The sequence below is a fragment of the Streptomyces sp. 1114.5 genome (assembly GCF_003635085.1).
GTDB lineage: Bacteria > Actinomycetota > Actinomycetes > Streptomycetales > Streptomycetaceae > Kitasatospora.
This window is the reverse complement of sequence record NZ_RBXE01000002.1, coordinates 883090-901154: the sequence shown is the minus strand read 5'-3', so window position 1 is coordinate 901154 and position 18065 is coordinate 883090. Positions and strand designations below refer to the sequence as shown.

The following is an 18065-nucleotide window of genomic DNA, read 5'->3' as shown; positions in this document are numbered from 1 at the left end:
CGCTCCCCCGGCCGGCCGGCGCGGATCACCTCGCTCGGAGCCTCCGCGTCCATGACGGCGTCCACCAAGTCCCGTGCGGCGGCGAGTTCGTCGATCCGCCGGGTGGTCCGGGCACGCTCCACGGCCAGGCCCGCGAGCAGTTCCGGGCAGGTCGGGCCGGGCCGGCGCTGCCCCGGGGGCAGGCCGCCGCCCGGGTCGCACTGGTCGCCCTCTGGCCCGGCCTGCCCGGCCGCACCGTCCTCAACGCCGCCTCGATCGCACCGGACGACGCGCGGGCGACCGCCGCCGACGCCGAAGCCCGGGGCCGTCCGCCTCCTCGACGCCGCGATCCTCGCCCCCACCCCGACCATCGGTCGACCCGAGGGCACCGTCCTGGTCAGCGGCGATCCTGAGGCCTTCGCCCCGCACGCCGGGACGCTCCGGACCCTGGGCACCGTACGCGATGCCGGCGCGGACCCGGGCCGGGCAGCCGCCTTCGACACCGCCCTGCTCGACCTGATCTGGACCACCGTGCACGGCTTGGTCCACGCCCTGGCCCTTTCCTGCGCCGAGGGCATCGGCGGCGCCGAACTCACCCAGTACGCCCAGGGGTTGCCGCGACTGCCACCCCCGCCGATCGAGGACCTCGCCCGCCGCGCGGACGACCGCCACCAGCCGGGCGACCACAGCAGCGTGGCCTCCGCCGCAGCCGGGCCGGCGCACGTCGCGCACACCGCCCGGCCCACGGCCTGGACACCTCCGTGCTGGACGCTGCACTCCCCTCACCCGGCGGGCGGTCACGGCCGGTCTCGGGCCGGACGGGGTGTCCTTTCTGCTCGAACTGCTCTCCGCCCGAGAAGTGTCGGATGATCGGCCCTGACGCGGGGTCTGCACGGTGATTCCGCAGGTCGGGCCTTCAGTACTGGCCGGCCGGCCAGTGCCCGCGCGCAGCCAGGTCCAGGACCAGGGCGCCGATGTTCCAGGAGTCGTCGTCGCCCCGGTGGTGGCGGCCTTCCAGGGGGAGGCCGGCGACGGTCAGCGCCTCGGCCATTCCGGGGCGTCGGCGCAGGCCGTAGGAGGCCGTGAAGGCGACCTTCGCGTTGGTGTGGCGGTCGCCGAAGGGGTACGCGGTGTTCGTGTGGCGGCACTGGCGGGTGAACTGGTTGCGGTCGTAGTCGCCCCAACTGGCCCATGCGATCGAGCCCGCCCGGTGCCGGGCCGCCAATTGCCGGCAGGCTTCGCGGAAGGAGAGACCGCCGTCCACCTCGGCCTGGGTCAGCCCGGTCAGCTCCGTGCAGAAGGGGCTCACCTGCGAGCGGGCCGGGCGCACCAACAGCCGGTGCTTGGCGAGGCGTTCACCCGCGCGCAGGTCGACGACGGTGAGTCCGATCTCGATGATCTCGCTGACCTGCCCGGGCGGTGGCTGCCCCTGCCAGCAGGTCGCTTCGACGTCGATCACGTTCAGCAGGTGCGGGTCGGCGGCCATGGGGAGTGAGTGTAGGAATGCCCGCTTCCCCGAGTCACCCGGATTTCCGTGCGCCCCTGCCCGCTACTGCCGTCTACCGCCCGCTGCTGCCGCCTACTGCGCCAAGTAGCCGCCGTCGACCGGCAGGACGGCGCCGGTGATGAAGGAGGCGTCGTCGGAGGCGAGGAAGAGGACGGCGGCGGCGACCTCGGCGGGGGCGCCGAGGCGGCCCATCGGGTGGAGCTTCTCGATCGCCGCGAGGTATTCGGGGCCGCCGGGTTCGTCGCTCAGGCGGGCGACGCGCTCGGTGGTGATGGTGCCGGGGGCGACGGCGTTGACCCGGATGCCGCGCCCGGCCCACTCCACCGCGAGGTGCTTGGTGAGGCCGGAAGCGACGAACTTGGCGGGCCCGTAGACGGCTTGGCCGCGCTGGCCGGCCTCGCCGGAGATGGAGGAGAGGCAGACGATCGAGCCGCCGGGCCGTTCCTGGGCGACCATCGCCTGGATCGCGTACTTGCAGGTGAGGAACATGCCGCGGCCGTCCACGGCCATCACGTGGTCCCAGTCCTCGGCCGTGGCCTCGGTGACCTCCATCAGCGGGAGCACCCCGGCGTTGGCCACCAGGACGTCCAGCCGTCCGTGCCGTTCGGCGGCGGCATCGATCATCCGGCGGGCGTCCGCGTCGTCGGCCACGTCGCCGACCACCGTGCTGACGGCGCCGGGGAAGCGGTCGGCGAGGCGGCTCAGCCCCTCGGCGTCGATGTCGGTGGCCACCACCGACGCGCCCTCGCGGACGAAGCGCTCGGCGACGGCCCGTCCGATGCCGCTGGCTGCGCCCGTCACCACGCAGGAACGCCCTGCCAGCCGACCGGTCGCCGGGCTTCCCGCCGCATTCGTCGTCACCATGGGCGCGACTCTACCGACCGGGTCGGGCGGAGATCGGTGTTCCGCCGACATCCTGCCGTCGGCGCGTCGGCGGGACGGGACGCACCCGGAGGAAGGGCCGGTCAGGAGGGGCAACGGCCGTACGGGCCAACCTCGTTGGCCCGTACGAGCGGGAGTGCGGCCGCGCCCCGCCACCGCCCGGTGGCCGCCGCGGCCAGTACCCCGGCGGCCGCAGGGCCGGGCGCCGAGAGACAGGCCGGCCCGGCCGGGCCGGCCATGCCGTCAGACGGTGAGCACCACCTTGCCGCGCAGGTGCCCGCCCTCGCTGATCCGCTGCGCCTCGGCCGCCTCCGCCAGCGGCAGCACCCGGTGCAGCGGCAGCCGCAGGGTACCGGCGTCGTGCAGGGCGAGCGCGGTGGCGTAGGCGCGCTGGTGGTACAGCACGGTCTCGGTGCCGCCGGTGAAGCGGATGCCGTGCTGCTCCGCGCCCACGAAGTCGGCGATGGTCAGAACCCGGTCGGCGCTGCCCGCCAGCTCGACGGACAGCGGCAGCACGCCGCCCTGCCCGACCGCGTCCAGCACCCGGTCAACCCCGCCCGGGGCGACCGCGCGCACCCGCTCGGCCAGGCCGTCGCCGTACGTCACCGGGATCGCGCCGAGCGCGCGCAGGTGGTCGTGGTTGGCCTCGCTCGCGGTGCCGATCACGGTGATCCCGCGCGCCCGGGCGAACTGCAGCAGCACGGTGCCGACCCCGCCCGCCGCGCCGTGCACCAGCAGGGTCTCACCGGGCTGTACGCCCAGGACGTCGAGGGCCCGCTCGGAGGTCTCGGCCGCCACCGGGATCGCCGCGGCCTCCTCCCAGCCGAGCGAGGCGGGCTTGCGGCCCAGCTGTTCGGCGGGCACCAGCGCCTGCTCGGCGTACGCGCCGCCCATCACGGCGCCGAACACCTCGTCGCCGGGCGCGAAACCGCTGACGCCCTGGCCGACGGCCTCCACCACGCCGGACAGCTCGTAGCCGGGCACGGCCGGGAAGGTCACCGGGAAGATGTCGACCATGGCCCCGCTGCGCACCTTGTGGTCTAGCGGGTTCACGCCCACCGCACGGACCGCCACCCGCACCTGGCCGGGACCGGGGGCGGGCAGCTCGATGTCGGCCGGGCGCAGCACGTCCAGGTCGCCGTACTCGTTGAAGGCGATCGCCTTGGTCATGGAATCTCCTGGGGGTTGGGTGGAGTTGGTACCTCCGACGGGTTCCATCCTGGCTCGGGGGCCATGACCCGGGTGCCTGTCCTTTCGGATGGTTCGACCTGTCCGAACAGCCAGGCCGGGCCGTCCACGCCCCGACTAGACTCGACGCATGGACGGGGCGGACAGTGCAGACGGTGCGGACAGTGCAGGCGGTGCGGAGGGTGGGGGCGGCGTGATCGGAACGAGGGACGCAGACAGCGCGGACGAGCGGTGGCGGCAGGCCTGGGCCCGCCCCGAGGACGCCCTGGCGCTGGCCGTGGAGGTGCTGCGCACGCCGCGGCCGGACCTCCTGCCGCGGCTCTCCCGCACGCTCGCCACCCTCGTGCCGCACGTGGCGATCGCGCAGCTCAGCGGCGTCTGCACCTTCTCCCCCACGCACTCCCACGGCCTGCCCGAGCTGGTCGACGGCATCAGCGGCCTGGAGCTGTCCCGGCTGGCCGCGCACGCCACCGCGACCACCGCGACCGGCCGCCCCTGGCAGGGCGAGGCCGACCTCGCCGGCCGCACCCGGCCGGTGGTGGTCGTCTCGGCCCCATCGGGAGGCGCCGCACCGGCCGACGCCACCGCACCGGCCGCCACCGACGCACCGATCGACACCACCACACCGCACAGCCTCGCCAACGGCGCCGTCCTCGTCCTCGTCCGGGCGGACACCGCCCCCGTGGCGCCGGGGGCACTCGCCGTGCTGCAGCAGCTCTGGGAGCTGGTCATCGCCCACTCCGACCACCGCGCCACCGACGCCGCGCCCAAGCACGCGGCGGCCTCCCGCGCCTCCGCCAACGCCCGCGCCCGGGCGATCGCCGAGTTCACCGGCACGCACAGCGCCGCGCTCAGCGCGATCCTGGCGCCGCTGCGCTCGGCCGACCTGGACGACGCCGCCGCGCGCCGCAGCGCCACCGAGCTGGCCGTCACGGCCCTGCTCGACCTGCGCCAGGGCGCCGAGCTGGACCGTACGCTCAGCGAGGAGCCCGCCGACGCCGCGTTCGCCCGGCTCGTACGGGAGTTGCGCCCGCTGCTGCGGCACACCCGGGTCCGGCTGGACGCGGCGCCGCCCGCCGAGTCCGCCCGCTCCGTCCCGGCCGATGCCGCGCACACCGCCCGCGATGCCGTCCGGGTGGCCGTGCTGCTGATGCTGGAGCAGGAGAAGCCGACCCGCCTGCACGTGAGTTGGCGGTTCACCCCGGAGGACGCGCTGCGGGCGGTGGTCCGCGGTGACGGCCTGGGCGTGCTGGCCGTCGACGCCCTCGCCGTCCACCGCACCGCGGACCGGATCACCGCCCTCGGCGGCCGCTGCACCGTCGAGGCCGTCCCCGGCTGGGGCACCACGGTGACGGTCGACCTGCCGCTCGCCCTGCCCGAGCCCGCCCTCGCCACCGACCCGCTGGACGGCCTCCAGCCGCGGGAGTCGGAAGTCCTCGACCAGCTCGCCCAGGGCCGCCGCAACCGTGACATCGCGGCGGCGCTGCACATCAGCGAGTCGACGGTGAAGTTCCACGTCGCCAACATCCTGGCCAAGCTGGGCGTGGCCTCGCGCGGCGAGGCGGCGGCCCTGGCCCACCGCGCGGGGATGCCCGCCGGCGCGGTGGGGCTGCACGTGGCGTCCTGAACACGTGGCGTCCTTGAACACGTGGCGTCCTGAGCCCGCGGCCCCTCGCCGGCCGCCGCCGCACCACCCACCCCCTCCACAACTCCCCCTGGAGACAGGCGACATGGCCGAACCCCCCGGAGCCGCCACCACCGACCGACCGGGCACCTGGGATCCCACCGCCCCCGGCATCCTGCGGCTACCCTCCGGCCGCCTGCTGCGCGGACGCGGCCTCACCCGCCCGCTGCCCGCCGGCCCCCGGCCCGACTTCGGCCTCTACCTGCTGGGCCGACCGCCGAAGGGCCTCGACTGGGAACACCGCTGGGTGCGCTGGCCTGACTTCCGGCTGCCCGCCGACCGCGCGGACGCCGCCGACGCCTTCCGCGAGGCCTGGCGGCGCTGCGCGACCGAACGCGTCGAACTCGCCTGCGCCGGCGGCCGCGGCCGCACGGGCACCGCCCTCGCCTGCATCGCCGTCCTGGACGGCGTCCCGGCCACCGAGGCGGTCGCCTACGTGCGGGAGCACTACAGCCGGCACGCCGTCGAGACGCCCTGGCAACGGAAGTTCGTCGAACGCCCGGCCTGACCCCGATGCGTAGGAAGCGGTGGGCGGTGGACGCCAGCCCGGCTCCGTGGGTGGGCAGACTCGGAGGACCCGCCGCACCAGCCGCGCCCCTGAGGTGCGCAGACATCACGGACAGCCGCCCGGCGTAGCGCCGGCGGGCCTCAGGTCTTGCGCAGGTCCGGTGCCGGGGCGCCGATCAGCAGCCGTCGTACCGCGTCCCAGGCCGCGCGGAGGGCGGCCGCGCAGGCGCGGGTGTCGGAGCCGAGCAGGCGCAGCCAGGCGCCGCTGTCCTGCGGGAGCACGCTGACGCCGTGGAGCAGGCCGCGGTCGGCCAGGGCGTCGTGCAGGGCGTCGGCGATCCGGGCGGCCGGGGCGAGCGGGCTGAGGACGTACAGGCTGGACATCACGTCGTGTCCGGCGAGGACGGCCGGGCCGGTGACCCCGGCGCCGCCCACTCCCCCACCGGGGCCGGGGGGCTCCAGCCGTACGGTGTCGACCGCCACCAACTCGCCGTCCGGGCGCCGCACTTCGAGGTCCGAGGCGAACACCCGGTAGGCGTTGCGCTCGCCGCGGGCGAGGCGGCCGGCCAGGACGGTCTCGCCGAGCAGGACCGTCGCGCCCGGGTCGACGGTCAGGACGGTGCGCTGGTAGAACCGGGAGTCCACGAAGGGGATCACCGGCTCGGGCAGGTACTCGACGTAGGCGCCGGGGCCGGCGTCCAGGTGGAGGAGCTGTGTCGCGTAGTCGAACTCCATCCGGTAGACCTTGGTGGCCGCCTGGGTGGTGAGGTGGACCGCCGTGTCGGCGCCGCAGCGCACGTCCGTCCGCAGCCGGTCGGCCTGCAGGATGCCGCCGCCGGTGGACAGCAGGAAGGTGACGGCGAGGTCGGGGCGGGCCGGGTCGAAGTACAGCGGGCGCATGATCTGCAGCGGCGACTTCTGGTAGTGGCCGGTGAGTTCGGTGCGCCCGCCGACCTTGTCGAAGGCCAGTTCCAGCAGCCCGACCTTGCCGGGGCGCCCGACCGCGAGGGTGTCGGGCGTCCCGGCGTGCCGGCGGACCTCGTACGGGACGCGGGCCGGTTCGTAGTGCCGCGGGTCGAGCCGGGGCACCGCCTCCGGTGCGACGGCCCGGACGGCCTCCTCCGTTTCGGGGGCGGCCGTCACGACCTCGGAGGCGGCCGTCACGCCGGAACCTTGCGGAAGGTCTCCAGGAAGGCGGCGATCTCCTCCAGCCCTTCCCCCGTCAGGCAGTTGGTGAGCACCACCGGCCCGCCCTCGCGCACCCGGTGGGCGTCGGACTCCATGATACCGAGGTCGGCGCGGACGTACTGGGCGATGTCGATCTTGTTGATGACCAGCAGGTCCGACTCGGTGATGCCCGGGCCGCGCTTGCGGGGCATCTTCTCGCCCTCGGCGGTGTCGAGGACGAACAGGAACAGGTCCACCAGCACCGGGCTGAAGGTCAGCGTGAGGTTGTCCCCGCCGGACTCGAACAGCAGGGTGTCGACGTCCGGGAAGCGCTCCAGCATCTCGGCGCCGGCCGCGAGGTTCATCGTCGGGTCGTCGCGGACGGCGGTGTGCGGACAGGCGCCGGTCTCCACGCCGACCACCCGTTCCGGATCCAGCACCCCGGCGAGGGTGCGGCGCACGTGCTCGGCGTCCTCCTGGGTGTAGATGTCGTTGGTGATGACCGCGGGGCGGTGGCCGCGCGCGATCAGTACCGGGACGAGCGCCTCGATCAGCGCCGTCTTGCCGGATCCCACCGGCCCGCCGATGCCCACCCGGAGCACGTTCTCGGTCATGGGGTCTCCTCCACTGGTCTCGTTCACTCGTGGGCCTGGTCAGCTCGTGGGTGTGGTCAGCTCGTGGGTGTGTTCAGCTCGTGGGTGTGGTCGACTCGCGGGCGTGGTCAGCTCGCGAACAGCCGGGCCTCGGCCCGCTCGTGTCGTCCGGACATCGCGTCGGCGACCGGCACGCAGCCGCCGAGATCCGCCAAGTCCCGTACCAGAGCGGCCGCGACGACCTCCCGGATCACTGGGGCGGCCGCCCGCAGCACCACCTGTGCCCGGCGGTGGTCGGTGAGCCGCAGGCGCAGGGCGGCACCGACGAAGCTCGTGCAGAACGCGAACAGGTCGCCGGTGACGGCCTGTTCGACGGGCACGGCGGCCGAGGCGTAGGCCACCCCGGCGGCCACCGCCTGGCAGCCGGGGGCGCGCTTGTCCGCGACCAGCGCCGCGTACTGCTCCAGGGCCTCGCCGCCCACCGACTCCCTTGCGATGTCCAGGAGTTGGCGTCCGGTCCGGGTGGCGGCCAGTCGCAGCTCGCGGTTGAGCCGGGTGGCGTGCAGCCGCCGGTCGGTCTCGGCCAGCAGCTCCCAGTCGCCCGCCGTGGCGGCCCGGTGGGCGAGGACGAGCGCGGTGGCGTCGGACGGTCCGACGCCGTGCCGCAGCAGGTCGGTGAGCAGTGCGGGCATGGTGTCGGGGGTGACGGCCTTGGCCTGGGCGTAGCCCTCCAGGCCGTGCGAGAGGGTGTAGAAGCCGCTGGGGAAGGCGGAGTCGCTCAGTTGGAGGCAGACCAGCAGCGCGTCCAACCCGTCGTCGGTGCCCACGCCTGCGTCAGCGGCGGTGCCGGTGCCGGTGCCGGTCACGCGAGGTAGAACAGGTGGTTGAGCGGCAGTTCGCGGGCCGGCTCGATGGTGGCGGGCTCGCCGTCCAGGGTGACCTTGTAGGTCTCCGGGTCGACCGCGATCTTCGGCAGCGCGTCGTTGCGCACCATGTGCTGCTTGCCGACCGAGCGGCACCGTCGCACCGGCAACACACGGCTCTCCAGGCCCAGTTGGGCCGGGACTCCGAGGTCCACCGCGGCCTGGGACATGAAGGAGACCCGGGTCGCCTGCCGGGCCCGGCCGTACGCGCCGAACATCGGGCGGTAGTAGACCGGTTGCGGGGTGGGCAGCGAGGCGTTCGGGTCGCCCATCAGCGCCCAGTTGATCACCCCGCCCTTGATCACCATCTTGGGCTTGGCGGCGAAGGAGTTGATCGGCCAGAGCACGATGTCGGCGAGCTTGCCGGGTTCCAGCGAGCCGATGTGGTCGGCGGTGCCGGAGGCGACGGCCGGGTTGATGGTGAGTTTGGCGAGGTAGCGCAGCACCCGGACGTTGTCGTGCCGTTCGCTGTCCCCGGCCAGCTTGCCGCGCCGGTCCTTGCAGTGGTGGGCGGTCTGGAAGGCGCGGGTGAAGGTCTCCCCGATCCGGCCCATCGCCTGCGAGTCGGAGGAGAAGATCGAGATGACGCCCTCGTCGTGCAGCACGGTCTCGGCGGCGATGGTCTCGGCGCGCACCCGGGAGTCGGCGAAGGAGACGTCCTCGGGGATGTCGTGGCTGAGGTGGTGGCAGACCATCACCATGTCGAGCAGTTCGTCCACCGAGTTGACGGTGTAGGGCAGCGTCGGATTGGTGGAGGAGGGCAGGACGTTGGGCTCGCCGGCGATCCGCATGATGTCGGGGGCGTGGCCGCCGCCCGCGCCCTCGGTGTGGAAGGTGTGGATGGTGCGGCCGTCGATCGCGGACAGGGTGTCCTCGAAGTAGCCGGACTCGTTGAGGGTGTCCGTGTGGATGGCCACCTGGACGTCGTACTCGTCGGCGATGCCCAGCGCGCTGTCGATCGCGGCCGGGGTGCTGCCCCAGTCCTCGTGCACCTTGAGGCCGCACACGCCCGCCTCGACCTGCTCGCGCAGTGCGCCGGGCAGCGCGCCGTTGCCCTTGCCGAGCAGGCCGACGTTGACGGGCAGGTCCTCGACCGCCTGGTACATCCGGTGGATGTTCCACGGGCCGGGGGTGCAGGTGGTGCCGTTGGTGCCGTCGGAGGGGCCGGTGCCGCCGCCGATCAGGGTGGTGATGCCGTTGCTGAGCGCCTCCTGCACCTGCTGCGGGGCGATGAAGTGGATGTGGGTGTCGATGCCGCCGGCGGTGGCGATCAGGTGCTCGCCGGAGATCACCTCGGTACCGGGGCCGATCACCAGCTTCGGGTGCACACCGCTCTGGGTGTGCGGGTTGCCGGCCTTGCCGACGGCGGTGATGAAGCCGTCCTTGACGCCGATGTCGCCCTTGACGACGCCGAGCACCGGGTCCAGGACGACCACGTTGGTGATGACCAGGTCGAGCGCGCCCTGCACGGAGGTGGCGGCCGGGTCCTGGGCCATGCCGTCGCGGATGCCCTTGCCGCCGCCGTAGACGGCCTCGTCACCGTAGTGGCCCTGGTTGAAGTCCTGTTCGACCTCGACCACGAGGTTGGTGTCGGCGAGGTGGAAGCGGTCGCCGACGGTCGGGCCGAACAGGTCGGTGTACTGCTTGCGGGAGAGGATGGCCATCAGCGCTCGCCTTCCGGGCGGGTCTCCGTGTGGAAGTCCCGGGGCCGGTCTTCCTTGTGGTCGAGGTTGGTGCCCTTGAAGCCGCGGGCGATGGCCCGGTCGATGGCCCGGGCGCGGGTGGCGGGCGCGGTGGTGCCGCCGTCCACCAGGTTGCTGAAGCCGACCAGGCGGCGGTGGCCGCCGAACTCGGCGAGCGTGACGTCCTTGGTGTCGCCGGGCTCGAAGCGCACTGCGGTGCCGGCCGGAATGTCCAGGTGCTTGCCGAAGGCGGCGTTGCGGTCGAAGTCGAGGGCGCGGTTGGCCTCGAAGAAGTGGTAGTGGGAACCGACCTGGATCGCCCGGTCGCCGGTGTTGCTGACCGTGACGGTGGCCTTGGCGCGGCCGGCGTTGATCTCCACCGGGTCGTCGCCGTACAGGTATGCGGCGCCACCAGACATGGCTGGCCTTCCTCTCTGCCGGTTCAGTGGGGGGTGTGTGCGTGGGGGGTGTGTGCGTGGGGGTGGGGGTGGGGGTGCTGGTGCGGGTGTTGGTGCGAGGACGGCTGCGGGTGCGGGTGGTGGTCCCCGCCCGGTCCGTGGCTGTGGGCGTAGCCGTGCCCGTGCTCGGCGTCGAGGCCGGCCGTGATGCCGTCCTCCCCGTGCCCCAGCAGGTGCAGCGCCGCCGCCACCCGGGCCGCGACCACCCCGGCAATCGCGGACGGCCGCAGCAGCGGACCGCCGTCCCGTACGCCGGTCGGTGCGCCGCGCAGCGCCGGGCCGAAGGAGGCCGGGACGGCCGTCACCTGCTGCGCACCGAGCAGGCGGCAGCGTTCGGCGCCCTCGGCCGGGTCGGGGTCGCCGCCCTCGAAGGCCACCTCCACCCAGCGGTGCCGCCCGTACTGGCGGACCAGCCGGGCGATCCGGAACAGCTCGGCGTCCTCGAAGGGGCCGGCCGCCGGTGCGGTGACCAGCACCGCGCCGTCAGGGGCGGTGGCAGCGGCGGCCCGCAGCCAGCCGATGAGGTGTTCGGCGGCGCCGAAGGGCGCGGTCAGGGCGAGGCGGCCGCGGCCGTCCCCGGCAGCCAGCCAGCGCAGTGCCCGGGCGGTGTCGGCCACCAGCTTGGGGTCGCGGCCGAGCGTCATGGGGACGACGCACACCGGGCCCTCGCCCGCGGCCAGCGCGGATCGTACGGCGCCGGTGAGTTGCCGGCCCGCCGGGGCGGCTGCGTGCACGACCAGACCGGCGGCCGTGGTGCCCTCGGCCGTCGCGGTGGCCGTCGGGTCGGCCGCGACCAGCGCGGCCAAGTCCCGTGCGCCGTCGCTCTCGTGCCCGCCGGCCAGCACCACGGTGGTGATGCCGGTACCGGTGGCGGCGACGCCCTGAGGTCGTGCCATGGCTCAGGCACCCACCGGGTCGTGACAGGAGACCAGCTTGGTGCCGTCCAGGAACGCGGCCTCGACCTGGAGCAGCGGCAGCATGTCGCGCACGCCCGGCATGACGTCCGCGCTTCCGACGACCTGCTTGCCGATCTCCATGCACTCGGCGACGGTGCGACCGTCCCGGGCGCCCTCCATGATCGCCTCGCTGATCAGTGCGCAGGCCTCGCTGTAGTTCAGCTTGACGCCCCGGTCGCGGCGTTTGCGGGCCAGATCGGCCACGACGTAGATGTACAGCTTGTCCATCTCGCGCGGCGAGAGATTCACGGGAATCACTCTTCCTTTCCGAGGAATCCAATGAAATGCAAGAGAGTTGGACGGACAATCAGATCCGGCGCAGGCGGGGAACGGCCGGTACCGCCGCCAGGAACAGCATCGTGGTCAGCACGAACGGCCAGGTGAAGGCGTGGCCGCCGAAGGGCGCGGAGATCGCCGTGAGCGCCGGGGTCAGCACGGTGGCAGCGGCCGCGCCGAGCACCGCGTAGGCCGCGCTCCAGATGCTGGGGACGACGAACACCCCGCACAGCGCGAGGGCCACCAGCACCCCGCTGTAGCCGAGCAGCCCCTGCTCCACCGCCTCCACGGGCGCGCCGAACGTCCAGGCGGTGAGCAGTCCGGTGGCACTGCCCGCCCCGGCCACCAGGCCCGCGAGGCGGCTCGCCACGAACAGGCCGGCCAGGAACAGCAGGCCCACGTACCACTGGGGCAGGAAGAAGATCTGACCGATGTTCGCGAAGAAGCCGTGCCAGAGCTGTTCCCAGCTCGGCGCACTCTCCCCGACGGCCGGTAGGGGCAGGGCGGCGGGCTGCCCCGCGCTGTGCCACAGCCTCCGGAAGCCGGGGGCGGCGACCGTGACGGCCGTCGCGACCAGGCAGAACGGCGCGGTCAGGGTCGGCAGCCGCCACTTCTGCAGCACCGCCCCGAGCCCCGCCGTCACCACCACGGCGACGGCGGCCCCGAGGACCGCCACCGCGACCGTGGCCGGCTGTCCGGCGCCGAGGAACACCGCGCAACCGAGCGCCACCAGGCACCCGTTGTACCCGTGCAGGCCGGCCTCGACCGCGCCCCGGTGGAGCCCCAGCCCGTACGCGACGGCGGTGGAGACGGCGCTGCCGAGCAGACCGTAGAGGCCGTACTGCAGGCCTCCGGCGAACAGTGCGGCCACGAAGAGGAGTCCGCACGCGGCGGAGGGCATGAAATCGACCTGTGCGACGCTGCGCAGGACTGCGACGACCAACTTCACGGATATCGGACGACCGGCTGCCGCGCCGTTCTCCCCACCGTTTTCCTGACCCATGCTTCGCACCAATTTCCGGTACGGCCGGGTACTGGGAAGCAGCCCCGGGCGATTCCTCCGGAACCGTACTCCTGCGAATTGCGGAGGTGAACGGGAACACCGAGTCACACCAAATCGACGAAGAGTCACCATCATGGCCCTGAGCTGCAACATTCTGTTGAATCAGAGGCGCATCGAGTTCGTTGAAGGGAGAAATTCTTTGCGAAGTTTTACTGATGCATGACGACGCACAGAATGTGCTCATGCCAATGATTTCATCGCAAAGTCGCCGTCGCCCGGCAATTCGGACAGGCCGGCGACGGGGAGGACGTGAAACAAGGGACACATGTGGCGGAAATGTGCAGGGAGTGGGAAGTTGGCCGATCCGACTTCCCACTCCCCGCAACGTGCCCGGACGACCGCCGACCCGCCGGCCGACTAACCGACCGGCGCGGCCTCCTTCAGGAACTCCAGCACCAGCGCGGTGGTCTCCTCCGGCCGCTCCAGGTTCGGCAGGTGGCCGGCCCAGGGCAGTTCGAGGTGCCGGGCGTTCGGGAGGCGGGTGGGGAGCTCGGCGGCGATCCCGCGGAAGTCCGGCACATCGTGCGCGCCGCCCACGGCCAGGGTGGGGGCCGTGATCAGGGAGAGGTCGACGTCCTCCCGGTTCGGGCCGACCGTCGCCTCCATCTGCACGTCGAAGGCGTGCCGCTGCATCGTCCGGACGCTCGCCCGGGTCTCCTCGTCGGCCTCCGGCCCCAGCCAGGTCTCGACGTTCAGTTCCACGGCCGCGTCGATGTCGCCGGCCTCGATCAGCGCGTCCTCGCGCGCCCCGAACGCGCGCAGCGACTCACTGGGCCGGTGCCCGGGGATGCCCGGACAGAGCAGGGCCAGCGCGGTGACGGCCCCGGGCCGCAGCGCGGCCACCGTCAGCGCGATCCGGCCGCCGTGGGAGGAGCCGACCAGCGCCGCGGACTCGATGCCCAGGTGGTCGAGCAGCGCCAGCACGTCCCCGGCGTCGCTGTACGGGGCGTCCGCGAGCGGCGAGTCGCCGAACCCCCGGAAGTCACACCGGACCGCCCGGTACCCGGCGTCCACCAGCTGCTGCCACTGCGCGTCCCACATCCGCCGGTCGCACACCGCGGAGTGCAGCAGCACGACGGCGGGTCCGCTGCCTGATACGTCATGAGAAAGGATCATCCGGGGGATCGTACTCATCCCATCACCGCTCCCCCACCCGATTACCCCTCGCCCCCTGATCACCGCCTCGGCGATCCTCCCTGTCCGCTCCGCCCGTAGCACCAGGTGAACGGATCGGGCTCGGGGCCGGAGTAAGCGCTTCCGGTCCCGGGCGGGCTCTGGGTGGGTGAGGAGGTGCTCATGGGAGAAGCGAAGAGCGGGCGGGACGAGGAGTTCCAGGCGTTCATCGTCGGGGTCTGGCCGCGCCTGGTGCGGACGGCGTACCTGCTGGCCGGCGAGCAGTACGCGGCGGAGGACCTCGTGCAGTCGGCGGCGGAGAAGGCCTGCGCGGCCTGGTCGAAGGTGCGGCGGGCAGACGATCCGTACGCCTACGTTCGGCGGATCCTGGTCAACCAGCACGCCCGCCGTTGGCGGCGCCGGCTGCCGGAGCTGCTGGTCGAGGCGGTGCCGGACGCGGCGGGGTGGGAGGACGGGTTCGCCCGCTCCGACCAGCGCGGGGCGCTGCTGGCCGCGCTGGCCACCCTGCCGCCGCGCCAGCGCGAGGCGGTGGTGCTGCGGCACTGGGAGGACCTGAGCGACAGCCAGACGGCAACGGCCATGGGCTGCTCGGTGGGCGCTGTGCGCAGCCACGCGGCGAAGGGCATCGCGCGGTTGCGGCAGGTCACGGACCTGGTGGCCCTCAAGGACACGGAACGCCTCCGCGCCGACCGCATCGGTGCGGAACAGGTCGGCACCGAACACCTCGGCACGGAACACATCGGTACGGAACACATCGGAGGAGTGGCGTGAACCCGGACGCGAACGGTACGAGGGCGGGCGCGAGCACGAACCTGAGCGACGACGCGGACCTGTGGGTCGGGCTCGGCCTGGCCGATGCGGCGGCCGGCGCGGCGGTGGGCCCGGCGCCGGTGGCCGACATCCTGGCGGGCGGGCGCCGGCTGCGGCACCGCCGCCGTACGGTGGTCGGCGCGGTGGCGCTGGCCTCGGTGGTGGCGCTGACGGGCGGGGCACTGGCGGAGCTGCGCCCGGACCCGGCGGCCGCCCACCGGCTCTCCCCGGCCGGCACCGGGAGCGCGGCCGTCGCCCCCGCGGCCGCCCCGGCCGCCGCCTCCGCCACCCCCGGTGTGCGCGACCCGTTCACCCCGTTCCGGGTGCGGCTGGGGCAGGGCGTCGTCAACGGCAGGACGTGGGAGCTCTGGCAGGCGCTCTGGCCGGCGGCGCCGAAGGAGCGGGCGTACGAGCAGGCACTGGCGGTGTGGCAGGAGCGCGCCCCCTACGACCCGGCCGTCACCAAGCCGACGGAGGACTTCGTCCTGCACTACTACGACCCGAACTCCGATGTCACCAACACCTACTTCACCCTGGACGGCGTCCGGCTCGGCCACGATGCGCAGGGCATCACCCCGTCCCCGGGCAAGCTCGACCCGCGGGACGCGGACCTGTTCGGCGGCGGTCTGGAGGGCCACCGGGGCAAGGGCGACACCGTGGCCCCGCTGGACGTGGTGCACCTGACGATCGGCCCCGCGGTCGGCCGAGTGGTGGTGACCTGGGCGGACGGCACCACCACCGAGCCCCGGCCCGTCACCGTCGGGGACTCCCCGACGCGCCACCTGGTGATCCCCCGCCCGGGGACGATGCGGGCGACGTCCTGGCAGTTCTTCGACACCAACGGCACCGAACTCCCGGACGCGGGCGCCAAGTACCTGACGGAGCCTGCCTCCTGAGCACGTGCCCCGGCGGCGGGCGGGAGGGAGTGGGAAGTCGGCGGGACCGACTTCCCACTCCCCCGCCGTGGCCGCAACCGACGCCGGGGTGAGCCTCAGCCCACCGCCGGCACCGTCGCGGCCTCCAGCACCAGGGCAGCCGCGACCGCCGTACCGTCCGTGCGGACCTCGCCCGCGACGGCGGCGGCCCGCTCGGCGGTCTCGGGGGCGAGGGCCTGCCGGAGGGCGGCGGTGAGGGACTCGACCGTCGGGGTGGGGCCGTCGTGGGCGACGCCGATGCCCAGGTCGGCCACCCGTGCCGCCCAGTACGGCTGGTCCACGATCTGCGGCACCAGCACCTGGGGCACACCGGCCCGGGTGGCCGTGGTGGTGGTGCCCGCACCGCCGTGGTGGACGACGGCGGCGACCCGGCGGAACAGCGCCTGCTGGTTGACCTCGCCGACGGCGAAGCAGTCGGTAGCGCCTCCGGACGCCCCGTCGGCCCCGCAGGCCCCGTCGGCCCCGGCCAGCTCGGCCCAGCCGCGCCCGAGCAGCACCCGGCGGCCCTGGGCGCGGACCGCCTCGACGGCGACCCGGGCGGCGCCCGCCGCGTCGCCCAGCGGCATGCTGCCGAAGCCGACGTAGACCGGCGCCTCACCGGCCGTCAGGAAGGCCTCCAGGTCGGCCGGCAGGGGGCGTTCGTCCGGCAGGATCCACGCGCCGGTCTGCACCACCTCGCGGTCGGCGGCCGGCAGCCACGGGTCGAGCGTCGGGTCGGTGGCCAGCCACGGACGGTCGGTGAGGACGTGGTCGCGGACGTTGTCGACCGCCGGCAGCCCGACCGCCGTGCGGTGGGTGTTGACCGGCGCGCCGAACAGGGCGTTCATGGTCCCGATGTTGAGCTCCCACAGCTCCCGGTTGTCGGTCACCTCCGCCGGGTACGGCTGCCACGGGTACTCGAACGGCCGGTGGTGCGGGGACGGCAGCATGGTCGGCTGCAGTGCGATGTACGCGAAGCGGGCGCCCAGTTTCTCGGCCGCCGCCTGCGCGCCCGCAACGGCCGGGAACAGGCCGGTCGCCGCGACCACGCCGTCCGGCTCCGCCACCGCGAGCACCGCCTCGTAGAACTGCTCGACCAGTGCGGCCGCCCGCTGGGGGAAGTCCGCCGTCCCCTTGATCCGGCCGGTCACCAGCGCGCGCACCGACTGCCCGACCGGCACCATCTCCACCCCGACCTCGGCCAGCCGCGCCGCGAACTCCTCGTCCGGCGGCGCGCAGACCTTCACCTCCGCGCCCGACTCCTGCAGCCGCAGCGCCAGCCCGGCCAGCGGCTCGACGTCCCCGCGCGACCCATACGTCGACAACACCACTCGCACGCCGTGATTCTCCCGTTCCTGCAGGTCCCGTCCTTGAGTTGGTGATTCTGCGGCATGGCCGGGGCCTTGCCGCAAGGCCCCCCGTGCGCTATAAGTTGAGAGTGGAGAGGAGTGAGGACGCCTCCTCGGCCCGCTCGTCCCCTCCCGGCCTTTCTTTCGCTTCCGTCCTCCTCCGCTCTGCCAGACTCGCGGCATGCGAGCGATCATCGAGGACATGGCCGGGCAACTGGCAAGGGTGCCGGGCGTGGTGGGCGTGATGCTCGGGGGCAGCCGGGCGCGCGGCGAGCACCGGCCCGGCTCGGACTGGGACCTCGGCGTCTACTACCGGGGCACCCTCGACCTCGACGCACTGCGGGAGTTGGCCGGCCCGGGGGTCGAGGTGGCCGGGCCGGGCGACTGGGGACCGTGGGTGAACGGCGGCGCCTGGCTGCAGGTCGACGGCGTCGCGGTGGACTGGATCCTGCGGGACCTTGACCGGGTCGAACGGGTCTGGGCGGACTGCCGCGCGGGCCGGTACGAGGTGGGGATTCAGCCGGGTCATCCGCTCGGCTTCTGGTCGCCCTGCTACCCGGGCGAGATCGCCCTCGGGCAGGTACTGGCCGACCCCGCCGGGGAGTTGACGCAGCTGAAGCGGCAGACCATCCGGTACCCCGAACCGCTCCGCGAGGCACTGACGGCGGCCGCCTGGGAGGCGGGCTTCCTCCTGGACATCGCCACGAAGAGCGCCGCCCGGGCGGACACCCTCCACGTCTCGCTCTGTCTGTCCCGCGCCGTCGGCGTCCTGGTGCAGGCGCTGTACGCCCACGACCGCCGCTGGTGCCTCAACGAGAAGGGCGCACTCGCCGTCGCCGAACAACTCCCGCACGCACCCGCCGACTTCGGCCCGCGCGTGCGCAGCCTGCTGGCCGCCCCGGGCGGCACGGAGGAGGCGCTGACGGCAACGATCACCCGGGCACGGGAACTCACCCGGGAGACCGTCACCGCGCTCGGGCACTGAGCCGCGCG

19 protein-coding genes are annotated in these 18065 nt (G+C 73.8%); 6 read left to right on the top strand and 13 right to left on the bottom strand.

What is annotated here, in order from left to right; genetic code table 11:
- Window positions 1–51: 51 nt before the first annotated feature.
- Window positions 52–849 (top strand): hypothetical protein, encoded by a 798-nt coding sequence (locus BX285_RS36910; RefSeq protein WP_147465240.1) that lies wholly within the window; start codon window positions 52–54, stop codon window positions 847–849.
- 46 nt (window positions 850–895) lie between these two features.
- Here the strand turns inward: BX285_RS36910 and BX285_RS27275 are convergent, their stop codons facing one another.
- The 3 genes from BX285_RS27275 to BX285_RS27265 form a co-directional block, all read right to left on the bottom strand.
- On the bottom strand, window positions 896–1465 hold the full coding sequence (locus BX285_RS27275) for a 3'-5' exonuclease (RefSeq protein WP_121178529.1): 570 nt from the start codon (window positions 1463–1465) through the stop codon (window positions 896–898).
- A gap of 93 nt (window positions 1466–1558) precedes the next feature.
- A complete protein-coding gene (locus BX285_RS27270; protein ID WP_097235470.1) occupies window positions 1559–2350 on the bottom strand; it encodes an SDR family NAD(P)-dependent oxidoreductase in 792 nt (263 codons plus the stop codon).
- A 261-nt stretch (window positions 2351–2611) separates the two neighbouring features.
- Window positions 2612–3538 carry an NADP-dependent oxidoreductase gene (locus tag BX285_RS27265; RefSeq protein WP_121178528.1) on the bottom strand — a complete coding sequence of 309 codons (927 nt, stop codon included), beginning with the start codon at window positions 3536–3538 and terminating at the stop codon, window positions 2612–2614.
- Between the two features lie 211 nt (window positions 3539–3749).
- Between BX285_RS27265 and BX285_RS39320 the strand changes: the two genes are divergently transcribed.
- The gene (locus tag BX285_RS39320) at window positions 3750–5183 is read left to right on the top strand and encodes a LuxR C-terminal-related transcriptional regulator (RefSeq protein ID WP_310794240.1); all 1434 of its coding nucleotides are present in this window, start codon (window positions 3750–3752) and stop codon (window positions 5181–5183) included.
- Between the two features lie 103 nt (window positions 5184–5286).
- Window positions 5287–5748, top strand: coding sequence for a protein phosphatase (locus BX285_RS27255; RefSeq protein ID WP_121178526.1), 462 nt, complete (start codon window positions 5287–5289; stop codon window positions 5746–5748).
- A gap of 140 nt (window positions 5749–5888) precedes the next feature.
- Here BX285_RS27255 and BX285_RS27250 read toward each other — a convergent pair whose 3' ends face one another.
- The 9 genes from BX285_RS27250 to BX285_RS27210 all read right to left on the bottom strand — a co-directional run bounded on the left by BX285_RS27250 (window position 5889) and on the right by BX285_RS27210 (window position 13981).
- Window positions 5889–6836, bottom strand: a complete 948-nt coding sequence (locus BX285_RS27250) for an urease accessory protein UreD (RefSeq protein WP_121179034.1) — start codon at window positions 6834–6836, stop codon at window positions 5889–5891.
- 71 nt (window positions 6837–6907) lie between these two features.
- Window positions 6908–7528, bottom strand: a complete 621-nt coding sequence (gene ureG / locus BX285_RS27245) for an urease accessory protein UreG (RefSeq protein WP_121178525.1) — start codon at window positions 7526–7528, stop codon at window positions 6908–6910.
- A gap of 107 nt (window positions 7529–7635) precedes the next feature.
- Complete coding sequence (locus BX285_RS27240; protein WP_097235474.1) at window positions 7636–8373, bottom strand: urease accessory protein UreF; 738 nt, start codon at window positions 8371–8373, stop codon at window positions 7636–7638.
- Complete coding sequence (ureC, locus tag BX285_RS27235; RefSeq protein ID WP_121178524.1) at window positions 8370–10094, bottom strand: urease subunit alpha; 1725 nt, start codon at window positions 10092–10094, stop codon at window positions 8370–8372. Before ureC ends, BX285_RS27240 begins: the two co-directional genes overlap by 4 nt.
- A complete protein-coding gene (locus BX285_RS27230; RefSeq protein WP_097235476.1) occupies window positions 10094–10531 on the bottom strand; it encodes an urease subunit beta in 438 nt (145 codons plus the stop codon). Before BX285_RS27230 ends, ureC begins: the two co-directional genes overlap by 1 nt.
- A 23-nt stretch (window positions 10532–10554) precedes the next feature.
- Window positions 10555–11466, bottom strand: coding sequence for a sirohydrochlorin chelatase (locus tag BX285_RS27225; protein WP_121178523.1), 912 nt, complete (start codon window positions 11464–11466; stop codon window positions 10555–10557).
- A gap of 3 nt (window positions 11467–11469) precedes the next feature.
- A complete protein-coding gene (locus BX285_RS27220) occupies window positions 11470–11775 on the bottom strand; it encodes an urease subunit gamma (protein ID WP_097235478.1) in 306 nt (101 codons plus the stop codon).
- 58 nt (window positions 11776–11833) lie between these two features.
- A complete protein-coding gene (locus tag BX285_RS27215; protein WP_097235479.1) occupies window positions 11834–12805 on the bottom strand; it encodes an urea transporter in 972 nt (323 codons plus the stop codon).
- A gap of 417 nt (window positions 12806–13222) precedes the next feature.
- Window positions 13223–13981: an alpha/beta fold hydrolase gene (locus tag BX285_RS27210; protein WP_121178522.1), complete on the bottom strand. Its 759-nt coding sequence runs from the start codon at window positions 13979–13981 to the stop codon at window positions 13223–13225.
- 180 nt (window positions 13982–14161) lie between these two features.
- Between BX285_RS27210 and BX285_RS27205 the strand changes: the two genes are divergently transcribed.
- Both BX285_RS27205 and BX285_RS27200 read left to right on the top strand, forming a co-directional pair.
- Entirely contained in the window at window positions 14162–14770 is a 609-nt protein-coding gene (locus tag BX285_RS27205) for a SigE family RNA polymerase sigma factor (RefSeq protein WP_121178521.1), read from the top strand.
- A complete protein-coding gene (locus BX285_RS27200) occupies window positions 14767–15705 on the top strand; it encodes a hypothetical protein (protein WP_121178520.1) in 939 nt (312 codons plus the stop codon). The genes BX285_RS27205 and BX285_RS27200 overlap by 4 nt, the downstream gene beginning before the upstream one ends.
- Before the next feature lie 95 nt (window positions 15706–15800).
- Here BX285_RS27200 and BX285_RS27195 read toward each other — a convergent pair whose 3' ends face one another.
- The gene (locus BX285_RS27195; RefSeq protein ID WP_121178519.1) at window positions 15801–17060 is read right to left on the bottom strand and encodes a glycosyltransferase; all 1260 of its coding nucleotides are present in this window, start codon (window positions 17058–17060) and stop codon (window positions 15801–15803) included.
- 193 nt (window positions 17061–17253) lie between these two features.
- Here BX285_RS27195 and BX285_RS27190 point away from each other — a divergent pair, with 193 nt between their 5' ends.
- The gene (locus BX285_RS27190) at window positions 17254–18057 is read left to right on the top strand and encodes a nucleotidyltransferase domain-containing protein (RefSeq protein ID WP_121178518.1); all 804 of its coding nucleotides are present in this window, start codon (window positions 17254–17256) and stop codon (window positions 18055–18057) included.
- The last annotated feature ends 8 nt before the right edge of the window (window positions 18058–18065 follow it).

Coding starts and splice junctions, on each gene's coding strand:
- BX285_RS36910 (WP_147465240.1), top strand. CDS start 52: ATGACGGCGTCCACCAAGTCCCGTGCGGCGGCGAGTTCGTCGATCCGC.
- BX285_RS27275 (WP_121178529.1), bottom strand. CDS start 1,465: ATGGCCGCCGACCCGCACCTGCTGAACGTGATCGACGTCGAAGCGACC.
- BX285_RS27270 (WP_097235470.1), bottom strand. CDS start 2,350: ATGGTGACGACGAATGCGGCGGGAAGCCCGGCGACCGGTCGGCTGGCA.
- BX285_RS27265 (WP_121178528.1), bottom strand. CDS start 3,538: ATGACCAAGGCGATCGCCTTCAACGAGTACGGCGACCTGGACGTGCTG.
- BX285_RS27255 (WP_121178526.1), top strand. CDS start 5,287: ATGGCCGAACCCCCCGGAGCCGCCACCACCGACCGACCGGGCACCTGG.
- ureG (WP_121178525.1), bottom strand. CDS start 7,528: ATGACCGAGAACGTGCTCCGGGTGGGCATCGGCGGGCCGGTGGGATCC.
- ureC (WP_121178524.1), bottom strand. CDS start 10,094: ATGGCCATCCTCTCCCGCAAGCAGTACACCGACCTGTTCGGCCCGACC.
- BX285_RS27230 (WP_097235476.1), bottom strand. CDS start 10,531: ATGTCTGGTGGCGCCGCATACCTGTACGGCGACGACCCGGTGGAGATC.
- BX285_RS27225 (WP_121178523.1), bottom strand. CDS start 11,466: ATGGCACGACCTCAGGGCGTCGCCGCCACCGGTACCGGCATCACCACC.
- BX285_RS27215 (WP_097235479.1), bottom strand. CDS start 12,805: ATGGGTCAGGAAAACGGTGGGGAGAACGGCGCGGCAGCCGGTCGTCCG.
- BX285_RS27210 (WP_121178522.1), bottom strand. CDS start 13,981: ATGATCCTTTCTCATGACGTATCAGGCAGCGGACCCGCCGTCGTGCTG.
- BX285_RS27205 (WP_121178521.1), top strand. CDS start 14,162: ATGGGAGAAGCGAAGAGCGGGCGGGACGAGGAGTTCCAGGCGTTCATC.
- BX285_RS27190 (WP_121178518.1), top strand. CDS start 17,254: ATGCGAGCGATCATCGAGGACATGGCCGGGCAACTGGCAAGGGTGCCG.